Genomic DNA, 19,619 nt, shown 5'->3' with positions numbered 1-19,619 from the left:
TCCATTAGACCGGTCGTCTAGTAATTCTTGAAGCGGCCTTCGACTGGATGCCCGGGCGATTTCACCGCACAGTGGAAGCACCCCCCCGGAGACCGCCATGACGTTCAATGCCCTGCTTGCCCGCAAAACCGGCGACACGATTGCCACTGACATCGTGGCCCTGGAAGAGCACGACCTCATGCCCGGCGACGTTACCGTGGCCGTGGCGTACTCCACGGTCAACTACAAGGACGCGCTGGCATTGTCGGGCCGCTCGCCGGTGATCCGCAGCTTCCCGTTGATCCCTGGCATCGATCTGGCCGGCGTGGTCGAGACCTCGAACTACCCCGGTATCGCGCCCGGCGATCGCGTGCTGGTCAACGGCTATGGCTTGAGCCAGACCCACCATGGCGGTTATGCGCAGAAGGCGAGGGTGCCCGGCGAGTGGCTGGTGAAGGTACCCGATGCCTTCAGCGCCCGGGATGCGATGGCGATCGGCACCGCTGGCTACACGGCGATGCTGTCGGTACTGGCCCTGGAGCATGGCGGGGTCACCCCGGACAGCGGCGACATCCTGGTGACCGGCGCCAACGGCGGCGCGGGCTCCATCGCCATCGCACTGCTGTCGGGGTTGGGCTACCGCGTGGTGGCGTCCACCGGCCGCCTGGAAGAATCGGCGTATCTCAAGGAACTGGGCGCGGCCGAGATCATCGACCGCCACACGCTGTCCGCGCCGGGTGCACCGATTGCCAAAGAGCGCTGGGCCGGTGCCATCGACGCGGTCGGTAGCCACACCCTGGCCAACGTGCTGGCGCAGATCCGCTATCGCGGTGTGGTCGCCGCGTTCGGGTTGGCGCAGGGGGCCGACCTGCCGGGCTCGGTGCTGCCCTTCATCCTGCGCAACGTGACGCTGGCGGGCATCGATTCGGTCAACGCACCGCTGGCGGCACGCCGGCAGGCGTGGGCGCGTCTGGCCACCGATCTGGATCCTGCCAAGCTTGCACGGACCACCCAGGTGATCGGACTGGCGCAGGTGCCGACCATTGCCGCGCAGGTTCTGGAAGGGCGCGTGCAGGGCCGCACGGTAGTGGACGTCAATGCCTGATCATCCGGCCCGGCTCAGGCCAGGTCGCGTACCGAACCCAGCACTTCTTCGGCGGTAAAGGGTTTGCGGATCAGGTTCACGCCGGGGTACAGAAAGTGCGGGCGATCGTCTATTTCGCCCGCATAGGTGGTCATCAGCAGGATGGGCATCGTCGGATACAGCCGGCTGGCGCGCTTTGCCAGGCTCCAGCCATCCATGCCCGGCAGGCCGATGCTGGAGAACAGCAGATCGAACGACGTCGCGCCGGTCAGGTGATCCAGCGCGGATTCGGCGTTGGCGGTGGACACGACGTCGAAACCGTCCGCATCCAGGATCGTGGTGGTCCTGGCGCGGAGGGCATCGTTGTCCTCGACAAGCAGGATGCGGCAAGGGGACGGATGTGGCACGGTGGCTGCCTCGCGGGAAACGCATGCGGCGGGGGCCACACTTCGTCACCGAGGGTAGTGCGGACGGGCGTTAGTCCGTCGTGCATCCGGTGCCACGGATCCGTTACCCCATGCCGCGTCCGACTACGGAATCAGCCGCTGCGCGCGCAATCGCTCGAACAGCGCGAAGAACGCATCGTCGCTGGGCTGGTAGTCCAGGAAGCCCATCCGTCGGCTCTTGGACATATCGGTGACCACTTCCAGTGGCCGGCCCAGGTCGGCGTCGGTGTGCCACGGCGAGATCAGGCGATGGATGTCCTGCTCGACCAGCCCATGGGCGGCCGCCAGCGCCGACCATGCGGCGGCATCACCGGCCATCTGCTGCTCCAGCGGACGCACCTCGCCGGTGAAGGGGGCCGGCTCGAGATCGAACCACGTCGCGATCCGCGACCACATCCAGCGCCAGCGGAACACATCGCCATTGACCACGTTGAAGGCCTGGTTGGCGGCGGCGGGCGTCTGGGTTGCCCACAGCAGGTGTCTGGCGAGCAGACCTGCATCGGTCATGTCGGTCAGCCCGTCCCACTGTGCGGGCGAGCCGGGGAAGTAGAACGGACGCCCGCTGCGCTTGCACAGCGTGGCGTACACCGCCAGCGTCGTGCCCATGTTCATGGCATTGCCCACCGCCGCGCCGATCACCGTGTGCGGGCGATGCACGCTCCAACTGAAGCCGTCGCGCGCTRCAGCGGCAAATACCTCGTCTTCCTGTGCGTAGTAGAAGTTGTCCACCGCCAGCCGTGGCTGTTCCTCACGGAACGGCGTCTGTGGCAAGGCACCCTGCGCATAGGCTTCAAACGGCCCCAGGTAATGCTTCAGCCCGGTGACCAGCGCGACGTGCCGCACGCTGCCGGCCGGCCGCAACGCGTCCAGCAGGTTGCGCACCATCGCCGCATTGACGCGGATATTCTCGGCCTCATTGGCCTGGCGCGACCAGGTGGTGATGAATACATGGGTGGGTGCCAGCGCTGCCAGTGCCGCCTGGGTGGACGCGGCGTCATGCAGATCCGCGGCGACGCCCTGCGCGCCCTTGGGCAGCTGGTCTGGACGGCGGGCCAGTCCGTGGACCTCCCAGCCGGCGTCCAGCAGCCGCTGGATCAATGCACTGCCCACGATGCCGGTCGCCCCGACTACCAACGCTTTGTTCGTCACGATATGGCCTTTTCATTCTGTTTCAGGCGCACACAGTAGGATAGGCGCGCACCGCACGAAAGAAGGCACCAAATGGTAACCACGCGATGAAAACCGGCACTCCCGACGAAGAATGGCGCGAGGATTGCGCCCCGCGGCGGGTGCTGGAGCTGTTCAGCACCAAATGGACCTCGATGGTGCTGCACACCCTGGCCGTGCGCCATGCAGGCGCCGCGCGCAGCAATGCGCTGCACCGCAGCCTGCCGGCGATCTCCAAGAAAATGCTGATCCAGACCCTGCGCGAAATGGAAGCCGCAGGCATCGTGCTGCGCACCGAATTTCCCACCGTGCCGCCGGCAGTGGAGTACACGCTGACACCGCTGGGCCGGCAGCTGGTGGAGCCGATCGAGCTGATCTACGACTGGGCACGGCGCAATGCCAGCGCGCTGGATGCCCTGCAACCGCGCACCACCTCACGCCGCCGGTAGTGCCACGCCACGCGTGGCAGCCCTGGACAACGGCGCCAGACCCGCCCGGATCGCGGTATATTTCGCGCCCTCCCCATATTCAGCCCTGAGCTTCCGTCATGACCACGCCCCGGAAACACTACAAACACCCCGCCGAATCGGACATCGGCCACGGCACGATTTACCTTGAGGCACAGGGCGATGTGATCGTGCGGCAGGTCGAAAGCTACCGCAGCGTGCTGGTCTGGGCCGACAAATCCGGGCAGGCCGATGCGCGCTTCCCGATGTCCGATCAGCCTTTGTCCTGGCTGGACCTGGATTCGGATGACAGCATCACCGCCACCGAATTCGAAGCCGTCTGGAAGCGCGCCAAGGCTGTTTCTGGTTGAGCTGAGCGTCACTGCGCGCGGCTTGGGCAGCTCACCGCCCGCACCGGTGACCGGTCTTGTCGTCCCGGCGTCATTGCTTGTAGAGTCGGCTCTCGCCGAGGTCTGGATGACCTGCGGCAGGGAGCCGGTAGCGCCCAGCGCAGCCGGAAATGGAAAGGGAGGTCCGGGCCGGCGCGGCAGCGTGGACCGGAGAAGCAGGCGCACTGCGCCAAGGGGGCTTCGAATGGCGTTGTTCGGGTTTTTCGTACTGTTCCTGGTGTGCATGGGTCTGGCCAGGATCGTCAATGCGACCCGCGGGCGGCTGACCGTCAACGGTGCGGCGATCCATCTGCTGCTCACGCTGGTCTTCGCCGTTTTCATCGTCGTGATGGCGGTGCGCGCGGATCTGCAGCCCGGGGCATTCGGCTATGCGCTGGGGTACAACCTCGGGCCCGCGTTGCTGGTTGGCGTGCTGGCCGCGCACTACGTTTTCAAATTCCGGGGCGAGAAGGCGAACGAAGCGCGCGTCCGCCGGTTGCGCGAGCAACGCCTGCGTGCGGACGCAGGATGGGCGGATCCTTGAACAGTCAGCAGTTTGTTGAAGCGATGGAAGCCCACGTGCGGGACGCGGCGACAGAGGCGACGATGAGCACGCTCGAATCGCCGCCCGGAAGGCGACCTTCGCTGGCGGTTCGCGAACGCGCCGCCTGGTATGGCGGGTTGTCACCGCAGGACCAGGCGCACGTGCGCAGCGTGGTGCGTGAGGCCGCCGGAGCAACGGTGTTCGGGCTGCTGACGGTGTTGGACGGTGCACGCATCGTTGACGAAGAAAAGGGACGGTTCGAGCTGTTCTATACGGGCCGTGAACGGGCGCTGCTGAACCCGGAGGGCATCGACCTGCACGATCTGCTTCGGGGGCCGGCCGATGAAACTGGGTGAGCTCACTGCCTTCGGCCACAACGTGGCCGACTCGTTGGCCAGTGGCATGTGCTTCATGATCGGCTTATACACGCTGGATATCTTTGCGGAGGCCGCCGCCTCGCGAGAGGGCGAAATCGTGGTGAATTTCCTGACAGGGGAAGCCGCGGGCAGCCCGGCCTCGGCAGGGATAAAGCATGCCACTGGCCAATTCGCGCAGCGACTGCCCGAGTTGGCTTCGCAGCACGGTTTGGATATCGGCCAGATCCGCGTTCTATCCGCGCGATTTGGTACGGACAAGGTCGCAGGAAGGCATTTCCAGGTATCGGTCGAAACCGCAGACGGTCGCCGCTCCATGGACCAGTACGTGGGCAGCCCCGGCAGGCGTTACAGCCGAGCGCGACGGTCTCGCGTTGCACCCGGTACGGACTGACACAACCGGCTTATACCGTCCAGCCGCTCCGGCCTGCAGCCACGTGCATCAACTGATCCAGCTGCCGCAACGCCCGGTGCAGTTCCTGCCGGCTCGCAGCCGCCCCCAGCGAGATCCGCACCGCATCGTGGATGGCCACGCCGTCGGGCGTGAACGCCGACGACGGGGCGATGCCCAGCCCCTGCAGGCGCGCTGCATGGGTGAGGCTGGCGGCGGTCCACTGTGGCGGCAAGCGGCACCATGCGTGCACGCCGGCGCAGTGCTGCAGGAACGTAGGCGACAGCGCCGACCGCGCCAGGTAGCGGCGCTCGGCGGCTTCGTTCTGCACCAGCCTGAGCAGGGCAGTAGCCGAGCCATCCAGGATCAACTGGGTGACCAGGGCATTCATCAGTGGCGGTGCCATCAGGTTGACTGCGCGCAGCGCGTCCAGCACGCCCTGGCGTGACACGCCGTCGGGCAGGTGGACGAAGCCGGTGTGCAGGCCCGGGCTCAGGCACTTGGACAAGGTGGAGATGTAGCAGGTGTGCCGCGGCGCCAGCAGGGCGAGCGGGGCAGGGGCATCGTCGACCAGCAGCCAGTACGGGTCGTCTTCGATGAGGCGCAGATCCTGTGCGCGCAACACGTCAGCCAGCGCTCTCCGGCGCGCTTCGGGCACGGTATGGGCGGTGGGGTTCTGCGCGGTCGGGTTGAGGTAGACCACCTTCGCGCCGGTGGCCCGCGCCTGCCGACGCAGCGCATCCGGGCGCATGCCGTGTTCGTCGCATGCCACTACCTGGAGCTTGCGTTGCAGTACCCGCGCCGCATGCAGCAGGCCGGGATAGACCCGCGGTTCGCACAGGATCGTGTCGCCGGCCTCGGTGAGTGCCAGCAGCAGCGCCGACAATGCAGCCTGCGCGCCTTCGGTCACCACCAGCCGATCGCTGTCCACCTTGCCCAACATCGGTTTGAGCCACTGCTGCGCGGCCAGATGATCGGCGCGGCTGCCGCCGCCGACGTGGTAGGTCATCAGGTTGCCGGCATCGCTGCGGGTGAGCACCGTGGACAGGCCACGCCGCAGCATGTCGGCCACCTCGCCGCCGGGCGGGGTCGGCGGCAGGTTCATGCTCAGGTCCACAAGTTGGTCCAGCGCCACCTGGGGTGGGGCGACGAACGAGCCCAGTGGTCCGCGTGCGTCGATCAAGCCACGCTTGCGCGCCTCGTTGAACGCGCGGGTGACCGTGGTGAGGTCCACGCCGAGGTCGTTGGCCAGTGCGCGCTGCGCGGGCAGGCGTTGGCCGGGACGCAGCGCGCCGGACCGCACGGCGCGTTCGAGCGCCTGCACGATACGCAGGTACACCGGCCCGTGCCCGTCGGCGATGAGGCTGCTCCACGCGGGGCTGTCGGCTTGCATCGGCGCATCTTACGCCGCGCCGCGCAGGCGCCTGCGACAGTGTGTCGCATCATGTATGGATCATGTCGTTGCCTAACGTACGCGGCTGCGGCGGGCACCCCCCATGCATATCGGTCATGCAGGGGGTTGTCCGCCACTTTTCATGATCCGGGCCGCCCGGCCCGGCACTGCGTTGGAAGGGCCGTCCCGCATGATCCCCGTTACTCAACCTGCTCGCCGCGCCCCGTTGGCCGGTCGAGCCCGCGCCGGACGCTGGTCCGGCCTGGCAGCGCTGCTGCCCCTGCTCACCGGGTGCACCTCCCTGGAGCTGTTCAATCCCATGGGCAGCATCGCCGAACAGGAGATGCAGCTGATCCTGGTCTGCACCGGCCTGATGCTGCTGGTGGTGATTCCGGTGATCCTGCTCACGCTGTACTTCGCCTGGCGTTACCGTGCGTCCAACACGAATGCCACCTACGCGCCCGACTGGTCGCATTCCACCGCGATCGAGGTCGTCATCTGGACCATCCCGTGCCTGATCATCGTGGTGCTGGCGGTGCTGATCTGGAAGAGCACCCACGCGCTGGACCCGTACAGGCCGATTGAATCGGACAAGGCGCCGCTGCGTGTGGAAGTGGTGGCGTTGAACTGGAAGTGGTTGTTCATTTACCCCGACCACAACGTGGCCACGGTCAACGAGCTGGTGATGCCGGTCGATACGCCGGTTGCGTTCAAGCTGACCTCCGAGTCGATGATGAACGCCTTTTTCGTGCCGCAGCTGGGCAGCATGGTCTACACCATGGCCGGCATGCAGACCCGCCTGCACCTGATCGGGCACACCCCGGGCACCTACGCGGGAATGTCCTCGGCTTACAGCGGCGCCGGCTTCTCGGACATGAAGTTCCCGGCACGGGTGGTCACCGAAGCCGATTTCGCCCGCTGGCTGGCGCAGGCCCGCAGCAGTGGCGACCACCTCGGCGCCACCCGCCTGGCCGAACTGGAAACGCCTACCCACGGCTCGCCGCTGCTGCACTTCGGTGCGGTGGATACCGGGTTGTTCGACAGCATCGTGCGTCGCCACGGCGGCATGCCCGATGACGAGATCTGCCTGCCGGGCGAAGCACCCGGGGCGAAAACCCAACTGGTGAGCCTGGCCGCGCCTGCCGCCAGCCGTACCGCGGAGAACTGATTGTGCTTGGAAAGTTGAACCTCGAAGCGATTCCCTACCACGACCCGATCATCATGTCGGCACTGGCCGGGTCGCTGCTGCTCGGCGTGGCGATCATCGCGGCGATCACCTACTTCAAGAAGTGGGGCTACCTGTGGACCGAGTGGATCACCTCGGTGGACCACAAGAAGATCGGCGTGATGTACATCCTGCTGGCCCTGGTCATGCTGGTGCGCGGCTTCGCCGATGCGCTGATGATGCGCGCCCAGCAGGCCATCGCCGCCAATGACAGCGCCGGCTACCTGCCGCCGGAACACTACGACCAGATATTCACCGCGCACGGGGTGATCATGATCTTCTTCGTGGCGACCCCGCTCATCGTTGGCCTGATGAACATCGTGGTGCCGTTGCAGATCGGCGCGCGCGACGTGGCCTTCCCGTTCGTCAACTCGCTCAGCTTCTGGCTGTCGGCGGTGGGCGCGGTGCTGGTGATGCTGTCCATGTTCGTCGGCGACTTCGCCGCCACCGGCTGGGTGGCCTATCCGCCGCTGTCGGGCATCGAGTACAGCCCCACGGTGGGCGTGGACTACTACATCTGGTCACTGCAGGTATCGGGCATCGGCACCACGCTGACCGGCCTGAACTTCATCGTCACCATCCTCAAGATGCGGGCGCCGGGCATGGACCTGATGAAGATGCCGGTGTTCACCTGGACTGCACTGATCACCAACATCCTGATCGTGGCGATCTTCCCGGTGCTGACCGCCACCCTGGTGCTGCTGAGCATGGACCGTTACTTCGGCATGCACTTCTTCACCAACGATGCCGGCGGCAACGCCATGATGTACGTCAACCTGATCTGGATCTGGGGCCACCCGGAAGTCTACGTGCTGATCCTGCCGTGCTTCGGTGCGTTCTCCGAGATCATCGCCACCTTCTCGGGCAAGCCGCTGTTCGGCTACCGCTCGATGGTGTACGCCACCTGTTCGATCGGCGTGCTGTCGTTCTTCGTCTGGCTGCACCACTTCTTCACCATGGGCTCGGGCGCGAACGTCAACGCGTTCTTCGGCATCATGACCTCGATCATCTCCATCCCCACCGGGGTGAAACTGTTCAACTGGCTGTTCACCATGTACCGCGGCCGCATCCGTTACCACTCCTCGACGATGTGGACGATCGGCTTCATGGTCACCTTCGCGCTGGGCGGCATGACCGGTGTGATGCTGGCCATTCCGGGTGCGGATTTCGTGTTGCACAACAGCCTGTTCCTGATCGCGCACTTCCATAACGTGATCATCGGCGGCGTGGTGTTCGGCTGCCTGGCCGGTATCACCTTCTGGTTCCCGAAGGCGTTCGGTTTCACCCTCAATGAGCGCTTGGGCAAGGTGTCGTTCTGGTGCTGGCTGGTTGGTTTCTACCTGGCCTTCATGCCGCTGTACGTGCTGGGCTTCAAGGGGATGACACGGCGCATGAACCACTACGCGGTCGAGGGTTACCAGCCGTGGTTGATCGTGGCGGCCATCGGCGCACTGGTGATCGCCGCCGGCATCGCGGCGATGTTCATCCAGTTCTACGTGAGTGTCCGCGACCGCAAGGCCAACCTGGACCTCACCGGCGACCCGTGGAATGCACGCAGCCTGGAGTGGGCCACATCCTCGCCACCGCCGTTCTACAACTTCGCCACGCTGCCCTCGATCACCTCGCTGGAGCAGCACTGGGACGACAAGCAGCAGGGGCGCGCCTGGCAGCGCCAGGCCACGTACGAGGACATCCATATGCCGCGCAATACCGCCGCCGGCGTGGTGATCTCGGTGTTCAGCCTGGTGCTGTGTTTCGCCCTGGTCTGGCATATGTGGGTGCTGGCGGGGATCGGCCTGATCGGCGTGATCGCCACCTTCGTGCTGCGCTCCTATGACCGTGACGTGGACTACTACGTGCCCGCCGCCGAGGTGAAGCGCATTGAAGACGCGCACTTCGCGCGCATGGAAGGAGCCAAGGCATGAGCGGCGATACCCTGACCGCTGCCACGCAGCACGGCCCGCTTGCGGCCGGTCATCACGACCACGGCCACGCGCACCACGACGACGGCAGCAAGACCATCGTGGGCTTCTGGATGTACCTGATGGGCGACTGCCTGATCTTCGCGGTGCTGTTCGCCACCTTTGGTGTCCTGCTCAACGGAACGRCCGATGGCCCCAGCGGCAAGGAACTGTTCAAGCTCGGCTTCGTGCTGGCCGAGACGGTCCTGCTGCTGCTCAGCAGCTTCACCTTCGGCGTGGCGATGCTGGGCATGCAGGCGGGCAAGCGCAACCAGGTGGTGGGCTGGCTGGCGATGACCGGCCTGCTCGGCGCGGGCTTCATCGGCATGGAGCTCTATGAGTTCGCCGAGCTGATCCATGAAGGTGCCACCCCGGATGTGAGCGCCTACCTGTCGGCGTACTTCACCCTGGTGGCCACCCACGGCCTGCACGTCAGCTTCGGCCTGCTGTGGCTGGCGATCATGATCCACCAGGTGCTGAAGTTCGGCCTGGATGGCGTGGTCCGCCGCCGGCTGGCCTGCCTGAGCCTGTTCTGGCACTTCCTGGATCTGATCTGGATCTGTGTGTTCACCTTCGTCTACCTGAGGGAGTTTGTATGAGCGCGAACGCGCCTGATGCCGATCACGGCGGCGGCCATGCCACCTTGAAGGGCTATATCCTCGGCCTGCTGCTGTGCGTGGTGCTCACCGGCGCCTCGTTCGGCGTGGTCATGACCGATCTGGTGCCGCAGCCACTGCGCCTGACCGCCATCGTGGTGCTGTGCGTGGTGCAGCTGGTCGCCCAGCTGGTGCTGTTCCTGCATATCGGCGCAGGCCGCAGCCAGCGCGAGAACACCGGCATCTTCCTGTGCACCGCCTTCCTGATCGCCATCGTGGTGGCCGGCTCGCTGTGGGTGATGCACAACGCCACCCAGAACATGATGCCGATGCAGCTGTGAGCAGGGCCATGAACCGATGGGTGTCCTGCCTGGGGATCGTCATGGCGCTGAGTCTTGGCGCGGCGCGCGCAGGCAATGCAACGACTGCGCCACGCGCGCGTACCGCCGTAGTGGCCAGCCACGCATGGATCCGTCTGCCGCCGCCGGCTGCCAACGTGGCCGCGGGCTACGTGCAGCTCTACAACCACGGCAGGAAAGACCGATTGCTGGCAGCCACGGCCACCGGCTTTGGCCAGGTGCAGATCCATGCGATGCGCATGGACGGTGAGCTGATGCGCATGCAGGCGCTGCCGGAGGGGCTGGTGCTGCCGGCCGGCAAGGTCACCGCGCTGCAGCCCGGCGGCTACCACCTGATGTTGATGATGCCCACGCGCCCGCTGCAGGAGGGTCAACCGGTACGGGTGCGCCTGCAGTTCGCCCGGGACGGTGAGCAGCAGGTGGATTTCGTGGTGCGTGACGGCAGCAGTGCACAGCTGCACGGGCATGGGGCAGGGCGATGAGGCGCGGTTGGCTCGGCGGCGCGTTGTGCCTGGCCCTTCTGGCCGGCTGCAGCGGGGGCCAGGCACCGATCATGGGCCAGGCCGCGTTGGAGTCGGTGGCGCTGCACAGCAGCGATGGCCGCACGCTGTCGATCAGCAGCTTGCGCGGCAAGCCCACGCTGCTGTTCTTCGGTTTCTCCCATTGCCCGGAAGTGTGCCCGCTCAGCCTGGTCAAGGCGGTGCAGGTCAAGCGCCAGCTCGGGCCGCTGGCGGAGCACCTGCAGGTGGTGTTCATCACCGTCGATCCGCAGCGCGACACCCCGACCCACCTGCGCGAGTATCTGGCCGCGTTCGACCCGGCGTTCATCGGGCTGGCGGGGGACGAGGCGGGCACGCGTGCCGTCGCCGAAAGCCTGGGCGTGAGCTACCAGCGCGTCGGCGTGGGCGAGGCGGCCACGTTCGAGCACACCGCGTCGTGGTTCCTGCTCGGTGCCGACGGCAAGCTGCAGGAGGTGCTCGGGTACGCACTGACCGAGGCGGAGATGGCGGCCAAGGTCCGCACGCGGCTGACGCCCACCCGCACGTGAGGCGACGCGGATGAGCGCGCCAGGGTCGGCACGCGCACCGCGCACGGATGCGATCCTGCTACTGGCCACGGCGCGACGGATGCGCGAGCGCCCGCACCTCCCAACACGCGGCAACGAATCGCACCCTGTCCCCCACCACGAACGGCGCAAACGCCTCGTCCATCGCCTGCAATACCCGTGCATGCAGCGCCGGTTCGATGTCCGCGCTGCGCAGCGCCGACCCGACCGGGCCCAACAACGTCACATAGGCAGGCAGGTCCGCGGCGGCGATCTCGCAGGCAACATCCTGCGCAACAACGTCAATGTTCTGCCATCCGGCGTCGGTGACAATGCCGACCACCCGGTCCCGGTCCGCAAACGCGAACTGCCCCGGCGCATCGGCAACGCGTGCGGGGAACGTCAACAGGTGAGCAGTGGCGCGCTCGGCGGCGGTCATGAACGGGTTTTCCGCGGCGCTGCGCCAGGCGATCGCATGCAGGCCGCCACCGTCGCGGGTCGCCTGGCGGAGGTTGGAGAAGGCCATCACCGGGTCATCGAAGAACATCACCCCGAAGCGCGACACGATCCGGTCGAACGAGGCGGGCAGCAGCGCAAGCCGCTGTGCATCGCCCACCCTGAAATCCACCGGCAGTGCTGCGGACGCAGCGCGCGTGATGGCGCGCGTGATCAGCGGGGTGGAAATGTCCACGCCGGTGCAGTGGCCGCCGCTGCCCAGTCGCGTCGCAATCTCCAGACTTGCCGCGCCGGTGCCACAGCCCACGTCCAGCACCGTTGCAGGTGAATCGGTCGGTATGGCCTGTGCCAGCTGTGTGGCGAACGGGGCAAACATCTGGTCCAGGATCCGTTCCGCCTTTACCCAGGCGTGACCGGCGGGGCCGTTCCACAGGGTGTGTTGTGCGGTGTCGGACATGAGGGGCTCGTTCTGGGCTTGCCAGCAGGGAAGGGAGCCTGCACTCTGCCACTTCAAGTGCGCTTGAGGTCAAGCAATGCGCGAACTGGATATCGCCGAGGTGGCGCGCCGCGCGGGGCTGGCGGCGTCGGCACTGCGCTATTACGAAGAAAAGGGGCTGGTGCAGCCGATCGGCCGACGCGGGTTGCGCCGGGTGTACGCCGAAGAGGTGCTGGAGCGGCTGGCGTTGATTGCGCTGGGCCGGGCTGCGGGCTTGTCGCTGGAGGAGATCGCGACGATGTTGGCCGCGGACGGCGGCACGCGCATCGACCGCGCGCGACTGGTGGCCAAGGCCGACGAACTGGACCTGGCCATCGTACGCATGGCCGCCATGCGCGATGGCCTGCGCCACGCGGCGGCTTGCCGGGCCAGCAGCCACCTGGACTGCCCGCGTTTCCGTGCGCTGCTGCGCGGGGTCAGGCCAGCGTATCCACCAACAACTTCACGTTGAGCACGATGATCACCGCCCCGATCAGCCACGCCAGTGCGATCAGCCAGCGCGGCGCCACCAGCGGCCCCATCTTGGCCTTGTCCGAGACCAGGCGCACCAGCGGCACCACCGCGAACGGCAACTGCATCGACAGCAGCACCTGGCTCAGCACCAACAGGCGCGCGGTGCCCTGTTCGCCATAGATCGCGGTAACGATCACCACCGGCACGATCGCGATGCCGCGGGTGATCAGACGCCGCGCCCAGGGCGGAATGCGCAGCCGCAGGAATCCTTCCATCACGATCTGCCCGGCCAGCGTGGCGGTGACCGTGGAATTGATGCCCGAGGCGAGCAGGGCGGCCGCAAACAGGGTGGACGCCAGCCCGACGCCCAGCATTGGCGCCAGCAGTTCGTAGGCCTGTTCGATCTCCTGCACATCGGTGCGTCCCTGCGCATGGAATACGGCAGCGGCGAGGATCAGGATCGATGCGTTGATGAACAACGCCAGCATCAAGGCAAGGGTGCTGTCGGTGACCGCCCAGCGCAGCGCGCTGCGACGGCCTTCCTCGGTGCGCGGGTAGGCGCGGGTCTGCACGATCGACGAGTGCAGGTACAGGTTGTGCGGCATCACCGTGGCCCCGATGATGCCGATGGCCAGGTACAGCGCATGCGGATGGGTGACCACTTCCGCGCGCGGAATGAAGCCGGCAAGCACGGCCTGCAGCGGTGGCGCCGCCAGTGCGATCTGGATCGCAAAGCAAGCGAAAATCACCAGCAGCAGCGCGATCACGAACGCCTCCAATGCCCGGAATCCCCGGTTCATCAGCCACAGCACCAGCACCACATCGATGGCGGTGATGATCGCCCCGGCCACGAGCGGGATGCCGAACAGCAGCTTCAGCGCGATGGCGGTGCCGATCACCTCGGCCAGGTCGCAGGCGATGATCGCGATCTCGCACAGCAGCCACAGGGTCAGGTTGACCGGTCTGGAATAGTGGTCGCGGCAGGCCTGGGCCAGGTCGCGCCCGGTGGCGATGCCCAGCCGCGCCGACAGCCCCTGCAACACGATGGCCATCAGGTTGGAGAGCAGGATCACCGACAGCAGGAGATAACCGAACTGCGCGCCGCCGGCGATGTCGGTGGCCCAGTTGCCCGGGTCCATGTAGCCCACCGAGACCATGTAACCCGGCCCGAGGAAGGCCAGCAGCCGAAACCACCAGTGCCCATCCTGCGGCACCGCGACGCTGGCGTTCATCTCGCCCAGGCTCGGGCTGTGCCCGCTGGAGGAGGGCCAGGCAGGCGCGGTGGGTGGGCGGCGTTGGATGTCCATGGACCGCAATATAGCAAAGGCTATCTTAGTAAGTGATTGCAATGACGGGCCGTTTGATGGTGCGATCCGGCCATGCGACCAGGGCGATGCCACCCCCTTAACCGTTAACCGCGTATCGTCACCGCTCTTTGAGTTGGAGTGGATGCATGCGTTGGATCGTGTTGTTGGCCGCCTTGGCCATGCCGGTGGTGTCGTGGTTTTCGCAATCCGGTGCGTTCGGCCCGACCAACGGTGCGATTTCCGACCGTTATCCGACCCTGCTGGTCGCAGCGGGCTATGCGTTCGCGATCTGGGGCCTGATCTTCCTGTGGGACGTGGCGTTCGGGCTGTGGCAGCTGCGCCGCCGCAAGCCGGACCTGGTCGGCGTACGTGGCTGGGCGGCCACCGGCTTCGTGCTCACCGCGGTGTGGATGCCGGTGTTTTCCAACCAATGGTTCCTGTCGGCGCTGGCGATCATCTGGGCCGCCCTGGTGTGCCTGATTGTCGCGGCGGTCCGCGCGGCACCGCCGGAGGCCAGCGCCGGGCAGCGTGCGTGGGCGGCCTATCCGCTGGCATTGCATGCCGGCTGGTTGTCGATGGCGGCCTTCCTCAATACGGCGCAGGTGATCGTGGCCTACGAGTGGCTGCCGACCGCGGACATGTTCACCTGGAGCGTGGTGCTGCTGGCGGCGGCCACGCTGCTGGCGTGGTCGGTCAACCAGCGCCTGCGGGGTCATTTCGCCTATCCGGCCGCCGTGGTGTGGGCGCTGGTGGGTGTGTATGTGAAGCAGTCCGGCTGGCGCCTGCCCGGCGCCGATACGGTGTCGGTGCTGGCGCTGGCAGTGGCCGCGTTGCTGGTGCTGCAGACCCTGGTGCTGCGCGCACGCGCCTGGCGCCAGCCGCGCGCGGCGGTGGTGGCTGCGCATCGGCACCGCCGCTGAGGCGGGTCCCGCGACGCTTCCATGACGCGCCGCCGGGCACGCTCCGGTGACCGTCAACACCATAACGCCGAGCAATGCCCGGCAACCTTCTTCAACAACGTAGGGCCGGCCTTGCCCGGCAACCTAGATCCAGCAACAGGAGAAAACACATGCGCGCTGCATTGCATGAAACATTCGGTGATCCCACGGCGGTGCTGCACGGCGGCGACGCGGCAATGCCGCAGCCGGGCAAGGGCGAGGTGCGCATCCGCACCGTCCTGGCCACCATCCACAACCACGACCTGTGGACCGTGCGCGGGCAATACGGCTACAAGCCGACGCTGCCGGCCATTGGGGGCAGCGAAGCGACCGGCGTGATCGATGCGCTCGGCGAGGGCGTCGACGGCCTGAGCGTCGGGCAGCGGGTCAGTGCCGCCTCGGTGCATGGCACGTGGGCGGCGTATTTCGTGGCACCGGCAAAAATGGTGATTCCGATGCCCGAGGCGATCAACGACGAGACCGCCGCGCAGCTCATTGCGATGCCGTTGAGCGCGCTGATGCTGCTGGAGTTCCTGCAGGTCAAGCCGGGCCAGTGGATCCTGCAGAACGCAGCCAATGGCGCGGTCGGCAAGGCACTGGCGATGCTGGCCAAGGCGCGGGGCGTGCACTGCGTAAACCTAGTGCGGCGTGATGCGGGCGTGGCCGAGATGGACGCGTTGGGCATCGAGCACACCGTGTCGACTGCACAGTCGGACTGGATGGCGAAGGTGCAGGCCAAGACCGGCGACCAGCCCATCGTCGCGGCGGTGGATTCGGTTGGCGGCCGCGCCAGCAGCGAGTTGATGACCCTGCTCGGTGATGGCGGCACGCTGGTGTCCTTCGGGTCGATGACTGGCGAGCCGATGCAGCTCAACTCGGGCGATGTGATCTTCAAGCAGGCCACGGTGAAGGGCTTCTGGGGCAGCAAGGTCAGCCAGGCGATGGCGCCGGAAGACAAGCGCCGCCTGGTCGGCGAACTGCTGCAGCTGGCCGCACGCGGCGGGCTGAGCCTGCCGGTGGATGCGGTATTCGGCCTCGATGACGTGGCTGCCGCGGCCAAGGCCAGCCTGGAGCCGGGCCGCAACGGTRAGGTGCTGCTGCGCCCGTGAACCGCGCGTAGAGCCGACCGTTGGTCGGCTGTCACACCGTCACGGAACCCGACGGAGAGCAGCCGACCAACGGTCGGCTCTACGTGGCAGCCGACCAACGGTCGGCTCTACGGGTTGGCGCGCAGCGCCTGGATCACCACGCGCATCGCGCTGGAGGACTGCCGGCGGCTGGGGTAATAGGCGTAATACCCGTCGAACACATCGCACCAGTCCTCCATCACCCGCAGCAGGCGGCCGGCGCGCACGTGCTCCAGCACCATGTCCTCGGGCAGGTAGGCCAGCCCCGCGCCCGCCAACGTGGCGCGCAGCATCGCGCTGCTGCCGTTGAAGGTCCATTGGCCGGCCACGCGCACGTTGACCTCCTGGCCATCCTTCTGCAGGTCCCACACCATCAGCCCGCCGTGGGTGGGCAGGCGCAGGCCGATGCAGTCGTGCGCGCCCAGATCGTCCGGTGTCCGTGGCGCCACATGACCGGCGAAGTAGGTCGGGCTGGCCACGATCGCCATCCGCTGCGGCCCGCTGATCGGCACGGCGATCATGTCCTTGGCTACGCGCCCGCCCAGGCGGATGCCGATGTCGTAGCGCTGGGCCACGATGTCGGCCAGGCCGTAATCGACCGTGAGTTCGACCCGCAGGTCCGGGTAGTTGGGCAGCACCGCGCTCAGCCGCGGCCACACGATGCTGTTGGCGGCGTGTTCGGCGGTGGTGATGCGGATGGTGCCGGCGGGGTGGTCGCGGTAATCGGTGATCGCCACCAGCTCGGCCTCGATCTCCTGCATGCGGGGCGCGACCGTGTCGTACAGGCGCTCGCCAGCTTCGGTCATCGACACGCTGCGCGTGGTGCGGGTCAGGAGGCGCACGCCGAGACGTTCTTCCAGGCCGCGCATGGTGTGGCTCAGCGCAGACTGGGACACCCCGAGCTGGGCGGCCGCGCGGGTGAAGCTGCGCTCGCGCGCGACGGTGAGAAATACCTGCAGGTCGTTGAAGTTCTCTCGGGCCATGCAGGCGCTCCGGCGGGCGTGCGATTCACGTGCGGTCATGATGGGCGCGCACCACTGGTGAACGCAAGGCGTCACTGCTGGCGAATTGATGAGGAGGCCTCATGACAGCATGCCAGCTGCGCGGGGAAGTCCCTGGCCGTTGCGGGGCTAAAGTGGCACCTCCTGCCGCCGCCGTGCGAACACCCGCGCAGCGGATCCGCTTCCCGTCCTGAGGAGACTTCCATGGACCTGTTGAGTACCGCCCTGTTGTCGATGGCCGCCGTCGCCACGCCCGACGCGCAGGCCCCGATCCAGATCGCCCGCGCCGGCAGCACCGCCTCGGCCGCCGGCCCGGCCGACTACTTCACCGGCACGGTGCGCATCGATGCCCCGTTCCAGCGGCCCGCACCGGCGCGCGTGGGTGGTGCCACGGTCACCTTCGAGCCCGGCGCGCGGACCGCCTGGCATACCCATCCGCTCGGCCAGACCCTGATCGTCACCGCAGGCGTGGGCAGCGTGCAGGAGTGGGGCAAGCCGGTGCAGGAGATCCGCCCGGGCGACATCGTTTGGATCGCACCGGGGGTCAAGCACTGGCATGGGGCCAAGGCCGACGTGGCGATGACCCATATCGCCATCGCCGAGGCCGTGGACGGCTCGCCGGTGACCTGGATGGAGCAGGTCAGCGAGGCGCAGTACGCCGGCGGCTGACAGGGGCAGGCGTACTACGCGCGGACCGCCGCCGCACGGGTCGGTCACGCGCCGGTCGCTACCCTGTCCATCTCGATACATGACAGGAGCACGCCGTTGACCAAGGTCTTCATCGTAGGTGCCGCCGGCAAGGTCGGCCGCCATCTGGTCGAACAATTGGCCGCCCGTGGCCATCAGCCGCTGGCCATGCATCGCCGCGCCGAGCAGGCGGCGGAACTGACCGCACTGGGCGGCGTGCCGGTGCAGGGCGACCTGACCGGGATCGACGCCGCCACGCTGGCCACGCAGATGCGCGGGAGCGAGGTGGTGGTGTTCACTGCCGGCGCGGGTGGCGCGGGCATGGAGGTGACCAATGCCATCGACGGCCGTGGGCTGGAGCTGGCCGTGCAGGCCGCGCAGCAGGCCAACGTGAAACGCTTCCTGCTGGTGTCCGCATTCCCCGAAGCCGGGCGCGGCGAGGCACTGGGCGAGGGCTTCGAGAATTACATGACGGTCAAGAAGCGCGCCGATGTCTATCTGGCCGCCAGCGACCTGGACTGGGTGATCCTGCGCCCCGGCACGCTCAGCGACGCGCCCGGCACGGGGCGGGTGACCCTCGGCCCGGCCATCGCCTATGGCGACGTACCGCGCGAGGACGTCGCTGCCACCCTGGTCGGGTTGGTGGAGCATCCGGCGCTGCGTCATCGCATCATCGAACTCACCCAGGGCCATGTCCCGGTCGATGAAGCGCTGGATCGGCGTGGCGTAAAATGACCGGCCCGAACCGCAGTACAGACGAGCACGCCATGACCGACGCCCCGTTCTATCCCATCGGCACCCCCGGCCAGCCTTGGGGCGCCGATGAAAAGGCGCAATGGCGCGCCCGCCAGGTGCCGCAGCGTGTGTACGCCGATGACGTGCTGCCGCTGCTGGAGGCCCTGCGTAGGGACTTCGACGTCACCCAGTACGGCACGCTGGAGTACCCGCCGCACCAGTACCCGCTGTTTGCGGTGCGCAGCCGCGATTGGAACCCGCAGTTGCCCAGCGTGCTGGTCACCGGTGGCGTGCACGGCTACGAAACCAGCGGCGTGCAGGGCGCGCTGCAGTTCCTGGCCACCCGCGCCAAGGACTATGCCGGCCGCGTCAATGTGCTGGTCGTGCCCTGCGTGAGCCCATGGGGGTATGAGCGCGTCCAGCGCTGGAACGCCGATGCGATCGATCCCAACCGCGCGTTCGTGGCCAACAGCCCGGCGGCCGAATCGGCCGCACTGATGGCGCTGGTCGAACCGTTGCGTGACGGCATGCTCATGCACATCGACCTGCACGAAACCACCGACAGCGACGAAAGCGAGTTCCGCCCGGCGCTGGCCGCGCGCGACGGCAAGCCGTTCGAGCCGGGCCTGATCCCGGATGGCTTCTATCTGGTGGACGACAGCGAAAACCCGCAGCCCGCGTTCCAGACCGCGGTCAACGCGGCGGTGGAGCAGGTGACCCACATCGCCCCGGCCGACGACCGCAACGAAATCATCGGCTCGCCGGTGGTCGCCCCCGGCGTGATCGAGTACCCGCTGAAGAGGCTCGGCCTGTGCGCCAGCATCACCGGCGCGACATACACCACCACCACCGAGGTCTACCCGGACAGTCCGCGTGCCACCCCGCAGCAGTGCAACGACGCGCAGGTGGCGGCGGTGTGCGCGGCAATCGACTACGCGTTGGCGCATCGCTGAGGCAGGCTTGGGGCCTGCAACAGGCGACGCGTCCCGACGCCCCCTGCTGCCTCCGGCGATGGTCAGC

General features: G+C 67.2%; 24 protein-coding genes. 18 read left to right on the top strand and 6 right to left on the bottom strand.

Features of this window, described 5'->3' with window-relative positions; all coding sequences use genetic code 11:
* The first annotated feature begins 97 nt into the window (after nucleotides 1-97).
* The gene (acuI, locus tag AC1DR7_RS00305; RefSeq protein WP_478051474.1) at nucleotides 98-1,084 is read left to right on the top strand and encodes an acrylyl-CoA reductase (NADPH); all 987 of its coding nucleotides are present in this window, start codon (nucleotides 98-100) and stop codon (nucleotides 1,082-1,084) included.
* A 14-nt stretch (nucleotides 1,085-1,098) separates the two neighbouring features.
* Here acuI and AC1DR7_RS00300 read toward each other — a convergent pair whose 3' ends face one another.
* Both AC1DR7_RS00300 and AC1DR7_RS00295 read right to left on the bottom strand, forming a co-directional pair.
* The gene (locus AC1DR7_RS00300; protein ID WP_457320050.1) at nucleotides 1,099-1,470 is read right to left on the bottom strand and encodes a response regulator; all 372 of its coding nucleotides are present in this window, start codon (nucleotides 1,468-1,470) and stop codon (nucleotides 1,099-1,101) included.
* Between the two features lie 123 nt (nucleotides 1,471-1,593).
* Nucleotides 1,594-2,658 (bottom strand): SDR family oxidoreductase, encoded by a 1,065-nt coding sequence (locus AC1DR7_RS00295; protein WP_478076353.1) that lies wholly within the window; start codon nucleotides 2,656-2,658, stop codon nucleotides 1,594-1,596.
* Between the two features lie 86 nt (nucleotides 2,659-2,744).
* On the opposite strand from AC1DR7_RS00295, the gene AC1DR7_RS00290 reads away from it, so the two are divergent.
* The 5 genes from AC1DR7_RS00290 to AC1DR7_RS00270 all read left to right on the top strand — a co-directional run bounded on the left by AC1DR7_RS00290 (nucleotide 2,745) and on the right by AC1DR7_RS00270 (nucleotide 4,823).
* Nucleotides 2,745-3,125: a winged helix-turn-helix transcriptional regulator gene (locus tag AC1DR7_RS00290; RefSeq protein ID WP_457320046.1), complete on the top strand. Its 381-nt coding sequence runs from the start codon at nucleotides 2,745-2,747 to the stop codon at nucleotides 3,123-3,125.
* Nucleotides 3,126-3,223: 98 nt separating this feature from the next.
* Nucleotides 3,224-3,493: a hypothetical protein gene (locus AC1DR7_RS00285; RefSeq protein WP_256774246.1), complete on the top strand. Its 270-nt coding sequence runs from the start codon at nucleotides 3,224-3,226 to the stop codon at nucleotides 3,491-3,493.
* Between the two features lie 223 nt (nucleotides 3,494-3,716).
* Nucleotides 3,717-4,055 carry a hypothetical protein gene (locus AC1DR7_RS00280; RefSeq protein ID WP_256774247.1) on the top strand — a complete coding sequence of 113 codons (339 nt, stop codon included), beginning with the start codon at nucleotides 3,717-3,719 and terminating at the stop codon, nucleotides 4,053-4,055.
* Nucleotides 4,052-4,411, top strand: a complete 360-nt coding sequence (locus AC1DR7_RS00275; RefSeq protein ID WP_457319061.1) for a hypothetical protein — start codon at nucleotides 4,052-4,054, stop codon at nucleotides 4,409-4,411. The genes AC1DR7_RS00280 and AC1DR7_RS00275 overlap by 4 nt, the downstream gene beginning before the upstream one ends.
* Entirely contained in the window at nucleotides 4,398-4,823 is a 426-nt protein-coding gene (locus tag AC1DR7_RS00270; protein ID WP_256774249.1) for a hypothetical protein, read from the top strand. The genes AC1DR7_RS00275 and AC1DR7_RS00270 overlap by 14 nt, the downstream gene beginning before the upstream one ends.
* 10 nt (nucleotides 4,824-4,833) lie before the next feature.
* On the opposite strand, the gene AC1DR7_RS00265 is transcribed toward AC1DR7_RS00270, so the two are convergent.
* Nucleotides 4,834-6,213: an aminotransferase-like domain-containing protein gene (locus AC1DR7_RS00265; protein WP_457319060.1), complete on the bottom strand. Its 1,380-nt coding sequence runs from the start codon at nucleotides 6,211-6,213 to the stop codon at nucleotides 4,834-4,836.
* 190 nt (nucleotides 6,214-6,403) lie between these two features.
* Here AC1DR7_RS00265 and cyoA point away from each other — a divergent pair, with 190 nt between their 5' ends.
* The 6 genes from cyoA to AC1DR7_RS00235 are packed head-to-tail and all read left to right on the top strand — an operon-like array spanning nucleotide 6,404 to nucleotide 11,402.
* A complete protein-coding gene (cyoA, locus tag AC1DR7_RS00260; RefSeq protein WP_478052553.1) occupies nucleotides 6,404-7,381 on the top strand; it encodes a ubiquinol oxidase subunit II in 978 nt (325 codons plus the stop codon).
* 2 nt (nucleotides 7,382-7,383) lie between these two features.
* The gene (gene cyoB / locus AC1DR7_RS00255) at nucleotides 7,384-9,363 is read left to right on the top strand and encodes a cytochrome o ubiquinol oxidase subunit I (RefSeq protein WP_478051963.1); all 1,980 of its coding nucleotides are present in this window, start codon (nucleotides 7,384-7,386) and stop codon (nucleotides 9,361-9,363) included.
* A complete protein-coding gene (cyoC, locus tag AC1DR7_RS00250) occupies nucleotides 9,360-9,998 on the top strand; it encodes a cytochrome o ubiquinol oxidase subunit III (RefSeq protein WP_478076352.1) in 639 nt (212 codons plus the stop codon). The genes cyoB and cyoC overlap by 4 nt, the downstream gene beginning before the upstream one ends.
* A complete protein-coding gene (cyoD, locus tag AC1DR7_RS00245) occupies nucleotides 9,995-10,336 on the top strand; it encodes a cytochrome o ubiquinol oxidase subunit IV (RefSeq protein ID WP_478051962.1) in 342 nt (113 codons plus the stop codon). Before cyoC ends, cyoD begins: the two co-directional genes overlap by 4 nt.
* An 8-nt stretch (nucleotides 10,337-10,344) precedes the next feature.
* Nucleotides 10,345-10,836 carry a copper chaperone PCu(A)C gene (locus AC1DR7_RS00240; protein ID WP_457319055.1) on the top strand — a complete coding sequence of 164 codons (492 nt, stop codon included), beginning with the start codon at nucleotides 10,345-10,347 and terminating at the stop codon, nucleotides 10,834-10,836.
* Nucleotides 10,833-11,402, top strand: coding sequence for an SCO family protein (locus tag AC1DR7_RS00235; RefSeq protein ID WP_457319054.1), 570 nt, complete (start codon nucleotides 10,833-10,835; stop codon nucleotides 11,400-11,402). The genes AC1DR7_RS00240 and AC1DR7_RS00235 overlap by 4 nt, the downstream gene beginning before the upstream one ends.
* Before the next feature lie 58 nt (nucleotides 11,403-11,460).
* Here AC1DR7_RS00235 and AC1DR7_RS00230 read toward each other — a convergent pair whose 3' ends face one another.
* Nucleotides 11,461-12,312 (bottom strand): class I SAM-dependent methyltransferase, encoded by an 852-nt coding sequence (locus AC1DR7_RS00230; protein WP_457319053.1) that lies wholly within the window; start codon nucleotides 12,310-12,312, stop codon nucleotides 11,461-11,463.
* Nucleotides 12,313-12,388: 76 nt separating this feature from the next.
* Here AC1DR7_RS00230 and AC1DR7_RS00225 point away from each other — a divergent pair, with 76 nt between their 5' ends.
* Nucleotides 12,389-12,802 carry a helix-turn-helix domain-containing protein gene (locus AC1DR7_RS00225; RefSeq protein ID WP_457319052.1) on the top strand — a complete coding sequence of 138 codons (414 nt, stop codon included), beginning with the start codon at nucleotides 12,389-12,391 and terminating at the stop codon, nucleotides 12,800-12,802.
* On the opposite strand, the gene AC1DR7_RS00220 is transcribed toward AC1DR7_RS00225, so the two are convergent.
* Nucleotides 12,768-14,111 carry an Nramp family divalent metal transporter gene (locus tag AC1DR7_RS00220; RefSeq protein WP_478051301.1) on the bottom strand — a complete coding sequence of 448 codons (1,344 nt, stop codon included), beginning with the start codon at nucleotides 14,109-14,111 and terminating at the stop codon, nucleotides 12,768-12,770. The genes AC1DR7_RS00225 and AC1DR7_RS00220 overlap by 35 nt on opposite strands.
* Before the next feature lie 146 nt (nucleotides 14,112-14,257).
* Here AC1DR7_RS00220 and AC1DR7_RS00215 point away from each other — a divergent pair, with 146 nt between their 5' ends.
* Nucleotides 14,258-15,031 carry a hypothetical protein gene (locus AC1DR7_RS00215; protein ID WP_478052552.1) on the top strand — a complete coding sequence of 258 codons (774 nt, stop codon included), beginning with the start codon at nucleotides 14,258-14,260 and terminating at the stop codon, nucleotides 15,029-15,031.
* A 149-nt stretch (nucleotides 15,032-15,180) separates the two neighbouring features.
* A complete protein-coding gene (locus AC1DR7_RS00210; RefSeq protein WP_478076351.1) occupies nucleotides 15,181-16,158 on the top strand; it encodes a zinc-binding dehydrogenase in 978 nt (325 codons plus the stop codon).
* 107 nt (nucleotides 16,159-16,265) lie between these two features.
* Here the strand turns inward: AC1DR7_RS00210 and AC1DR7_RS00205 are convergent, their stop codons facing one another.
* A complete protein-coding gene (locus AC1DR7_RS00205) occupies nucleotides 16,266-17,159 on the bottom strand; it encodes a LysR family transcriptional regulator (RefSeq protein ID WP_457320131.1) in 894 nt (297 codons plus the stop codon).
* A 222-nt stretch (nucleotides 17,160-17,381) separates the two neighbouring features.
* Between AC1DR7_RS00205 and AC1DR7_RS00200 the strand changes: the two genes are divergently transcribed.
* The 3 genes from AC1DR7_RS00200 to AC1DR7_RS00190 all read left to right on the top strand — a co-directional run bounded on the left by AC1DR7_RS00200 (nucleotide 17,382) and on the right by AC1DR7_RS00190 (nucleotide 19,552).
* Nucleotides 17,382-17,846, top strand: a complete 465-nt coding sequence (locus AC1DR7_RS00200; RefSeq protein WP_457320133.1) for a (R)-mandelonitrile lyase — start codon at nucleotides 17,382-17,384, stop codon at nucleotides 17,844-17,846.
* Nucleotides 17,847-17,942: 96 nt separating this feature from the next.
* Nucleotides 17,943-18,599 carry an SDR family oxidoreductase gene (locus AC1DR7_RS00195; RefSeq protein WP_457320135.1) on the top strand — a complete coding sequence of 219 codons (657 nt, stop codon included), beginning with the start codon at nucleotides 17,943-17,945 and terminating at the stop codon, nucleotides 18,597-18,599.
* A gap of 32 nt (nucleotides 18,600-18,631) precedes the next feature.
* A complete protein-coding gene (locus tag AC1DR7_RS00190; protein WP_457320137.1) occupies nucleotides 18,632-19,552 on the top strand; it encodes a M14 family metallopeptidase in 921 nt (306 codons plus the stop codon).
* Nucleotides 19,553-19,619: the final 67 nt, after the last annotated feature.

Source organism: Stenotrophomonas sp. P5_A9 (assembly GCF_056400525.1).
Note: the sequence above shows the minus strand (reverse complement) of the source record. Positions and strands in the feature narration are given on the sequence as shown.

Bases quoted from the DNA above. Each gene is read 5' to 3' on its own strand.
- acuI (WP_478051474.1), top strand. From the start codon at position 98: ATGACGTTCAATGCCCTGCTTGCCCGCAAAACCGGCGACACGATTGCC.
- AC1DR7_RS00290 (WP_457320046.1), top strand. From the start codon at position 2,745: ATGAAAACCGGCACTCCCGACGAAGAATGGCGCGAGGATTGCGCCCCG.
- AC1DR7_RS00285 (WP_256774246.1), top strand. From the start codon at position 3,224: ATGACCACGCCCCGGAAACACTACAAACACCCCGCCGAATCGGACATC.
- AC1DR7_RS00280 (WP_256774247.1), top strand. From the start codon at position 3,717: ATGGCGTTGTTCGGGTTTTTCGTACTGTTCCTGGTGTGCATGGGTCTG.
- AC1DR7_RS00270 (WP_256774249.1), top strand. From the start codon at position 4,398: ATGAAACTGGGTGAGCTCACTGCCTTCGGCCACAACGTGGCCGACTCG.
- AC1DR7_RS00265 (WP_457319060.1), bottom strand. From the start codon at position 6,213: ATGCAAGCCGACAGCCCCGCGTGGAGCAGCCTCATCGCCGACGGGCAC.
- cyoA (WP_478052553.1), top strand. From the start codon at position 6,404: ATGATCCCCGTTACTCAACCTGCTCGCCGCGCCCCGTTGGCCGGTCGA.
- cyoD (WP_478051962.1), top strand. From the start codon at position 9,995: ATGAGCGCGAACGCGCCTGATGCCGATCACGGCGGCGGCCATGCCACC.
- AC1DR7_RS00240 (WP_457319055.1), top strand. From the start codon at position 10,345: ATGAACCGATGGGTGTCCTGCCTGGGGATCGTCATGGCGCTGAGTCTT.
- AC1DR7_RS00235 (WP_457319054.1), top strand. From the start codon at position 10,833: ATGAGGCGCGGTTGGCTCGGCGGCGCGTTGTGCCTGGCCCTTCTGGCC.
- AC1DR7_RS00230 (WP_457319053.1), bottom strand. From the start codon at position 12,312: ATGTCCGACACCGCACAACACACCCTGTGGAACGGCCCCGCCGGTCAC.
- AC1DR7_RS00225 (WP_457319052.1), top strand. From the start codon at position 12,389: ATGCGCGAACTGGATATCGCCGAGGTGGCGCGCCGCGCGGGGCTGGCG.
- AC1DR7_RS00220 (WP_478051301.1), bottom strand. From the start codon at position 14,111: ATGGACATCCAACGCCGCCCACCCACCGCGCCTGCCTGGCCCTCCTCC.
- AC1DR7_RS00215 (WP_478052552.1), top strand. From the start codon at position 14,258: ATGCGTTGGATCGTGTTGTTGGCCGCCTTGGCCATGCCGGTGGTGTCG.
- AC1DR7_RS00205 (WP_457320131.1), bottom strand. From the start codon at position 17,159: ATGGCCCGAGAGAACTTCAACGACCTGCAGGTATTTCTCACCGTCGCG.
- AC1DR7_RS00200 (WP_457320133.1), top strand. From the start codon at position 17,382: ATGGACCTGTTGAGTACCGCCCTGTTGTCGATGGCCGCCGTCGCCACG.
- AC1DR7_RS00190 (WP_457320137.1), top strand. From the start codon at position 18,632: ATGACCGACGCCCCGTTCTATCCCATCGGCACCCCCGGCCAGCCTTGG.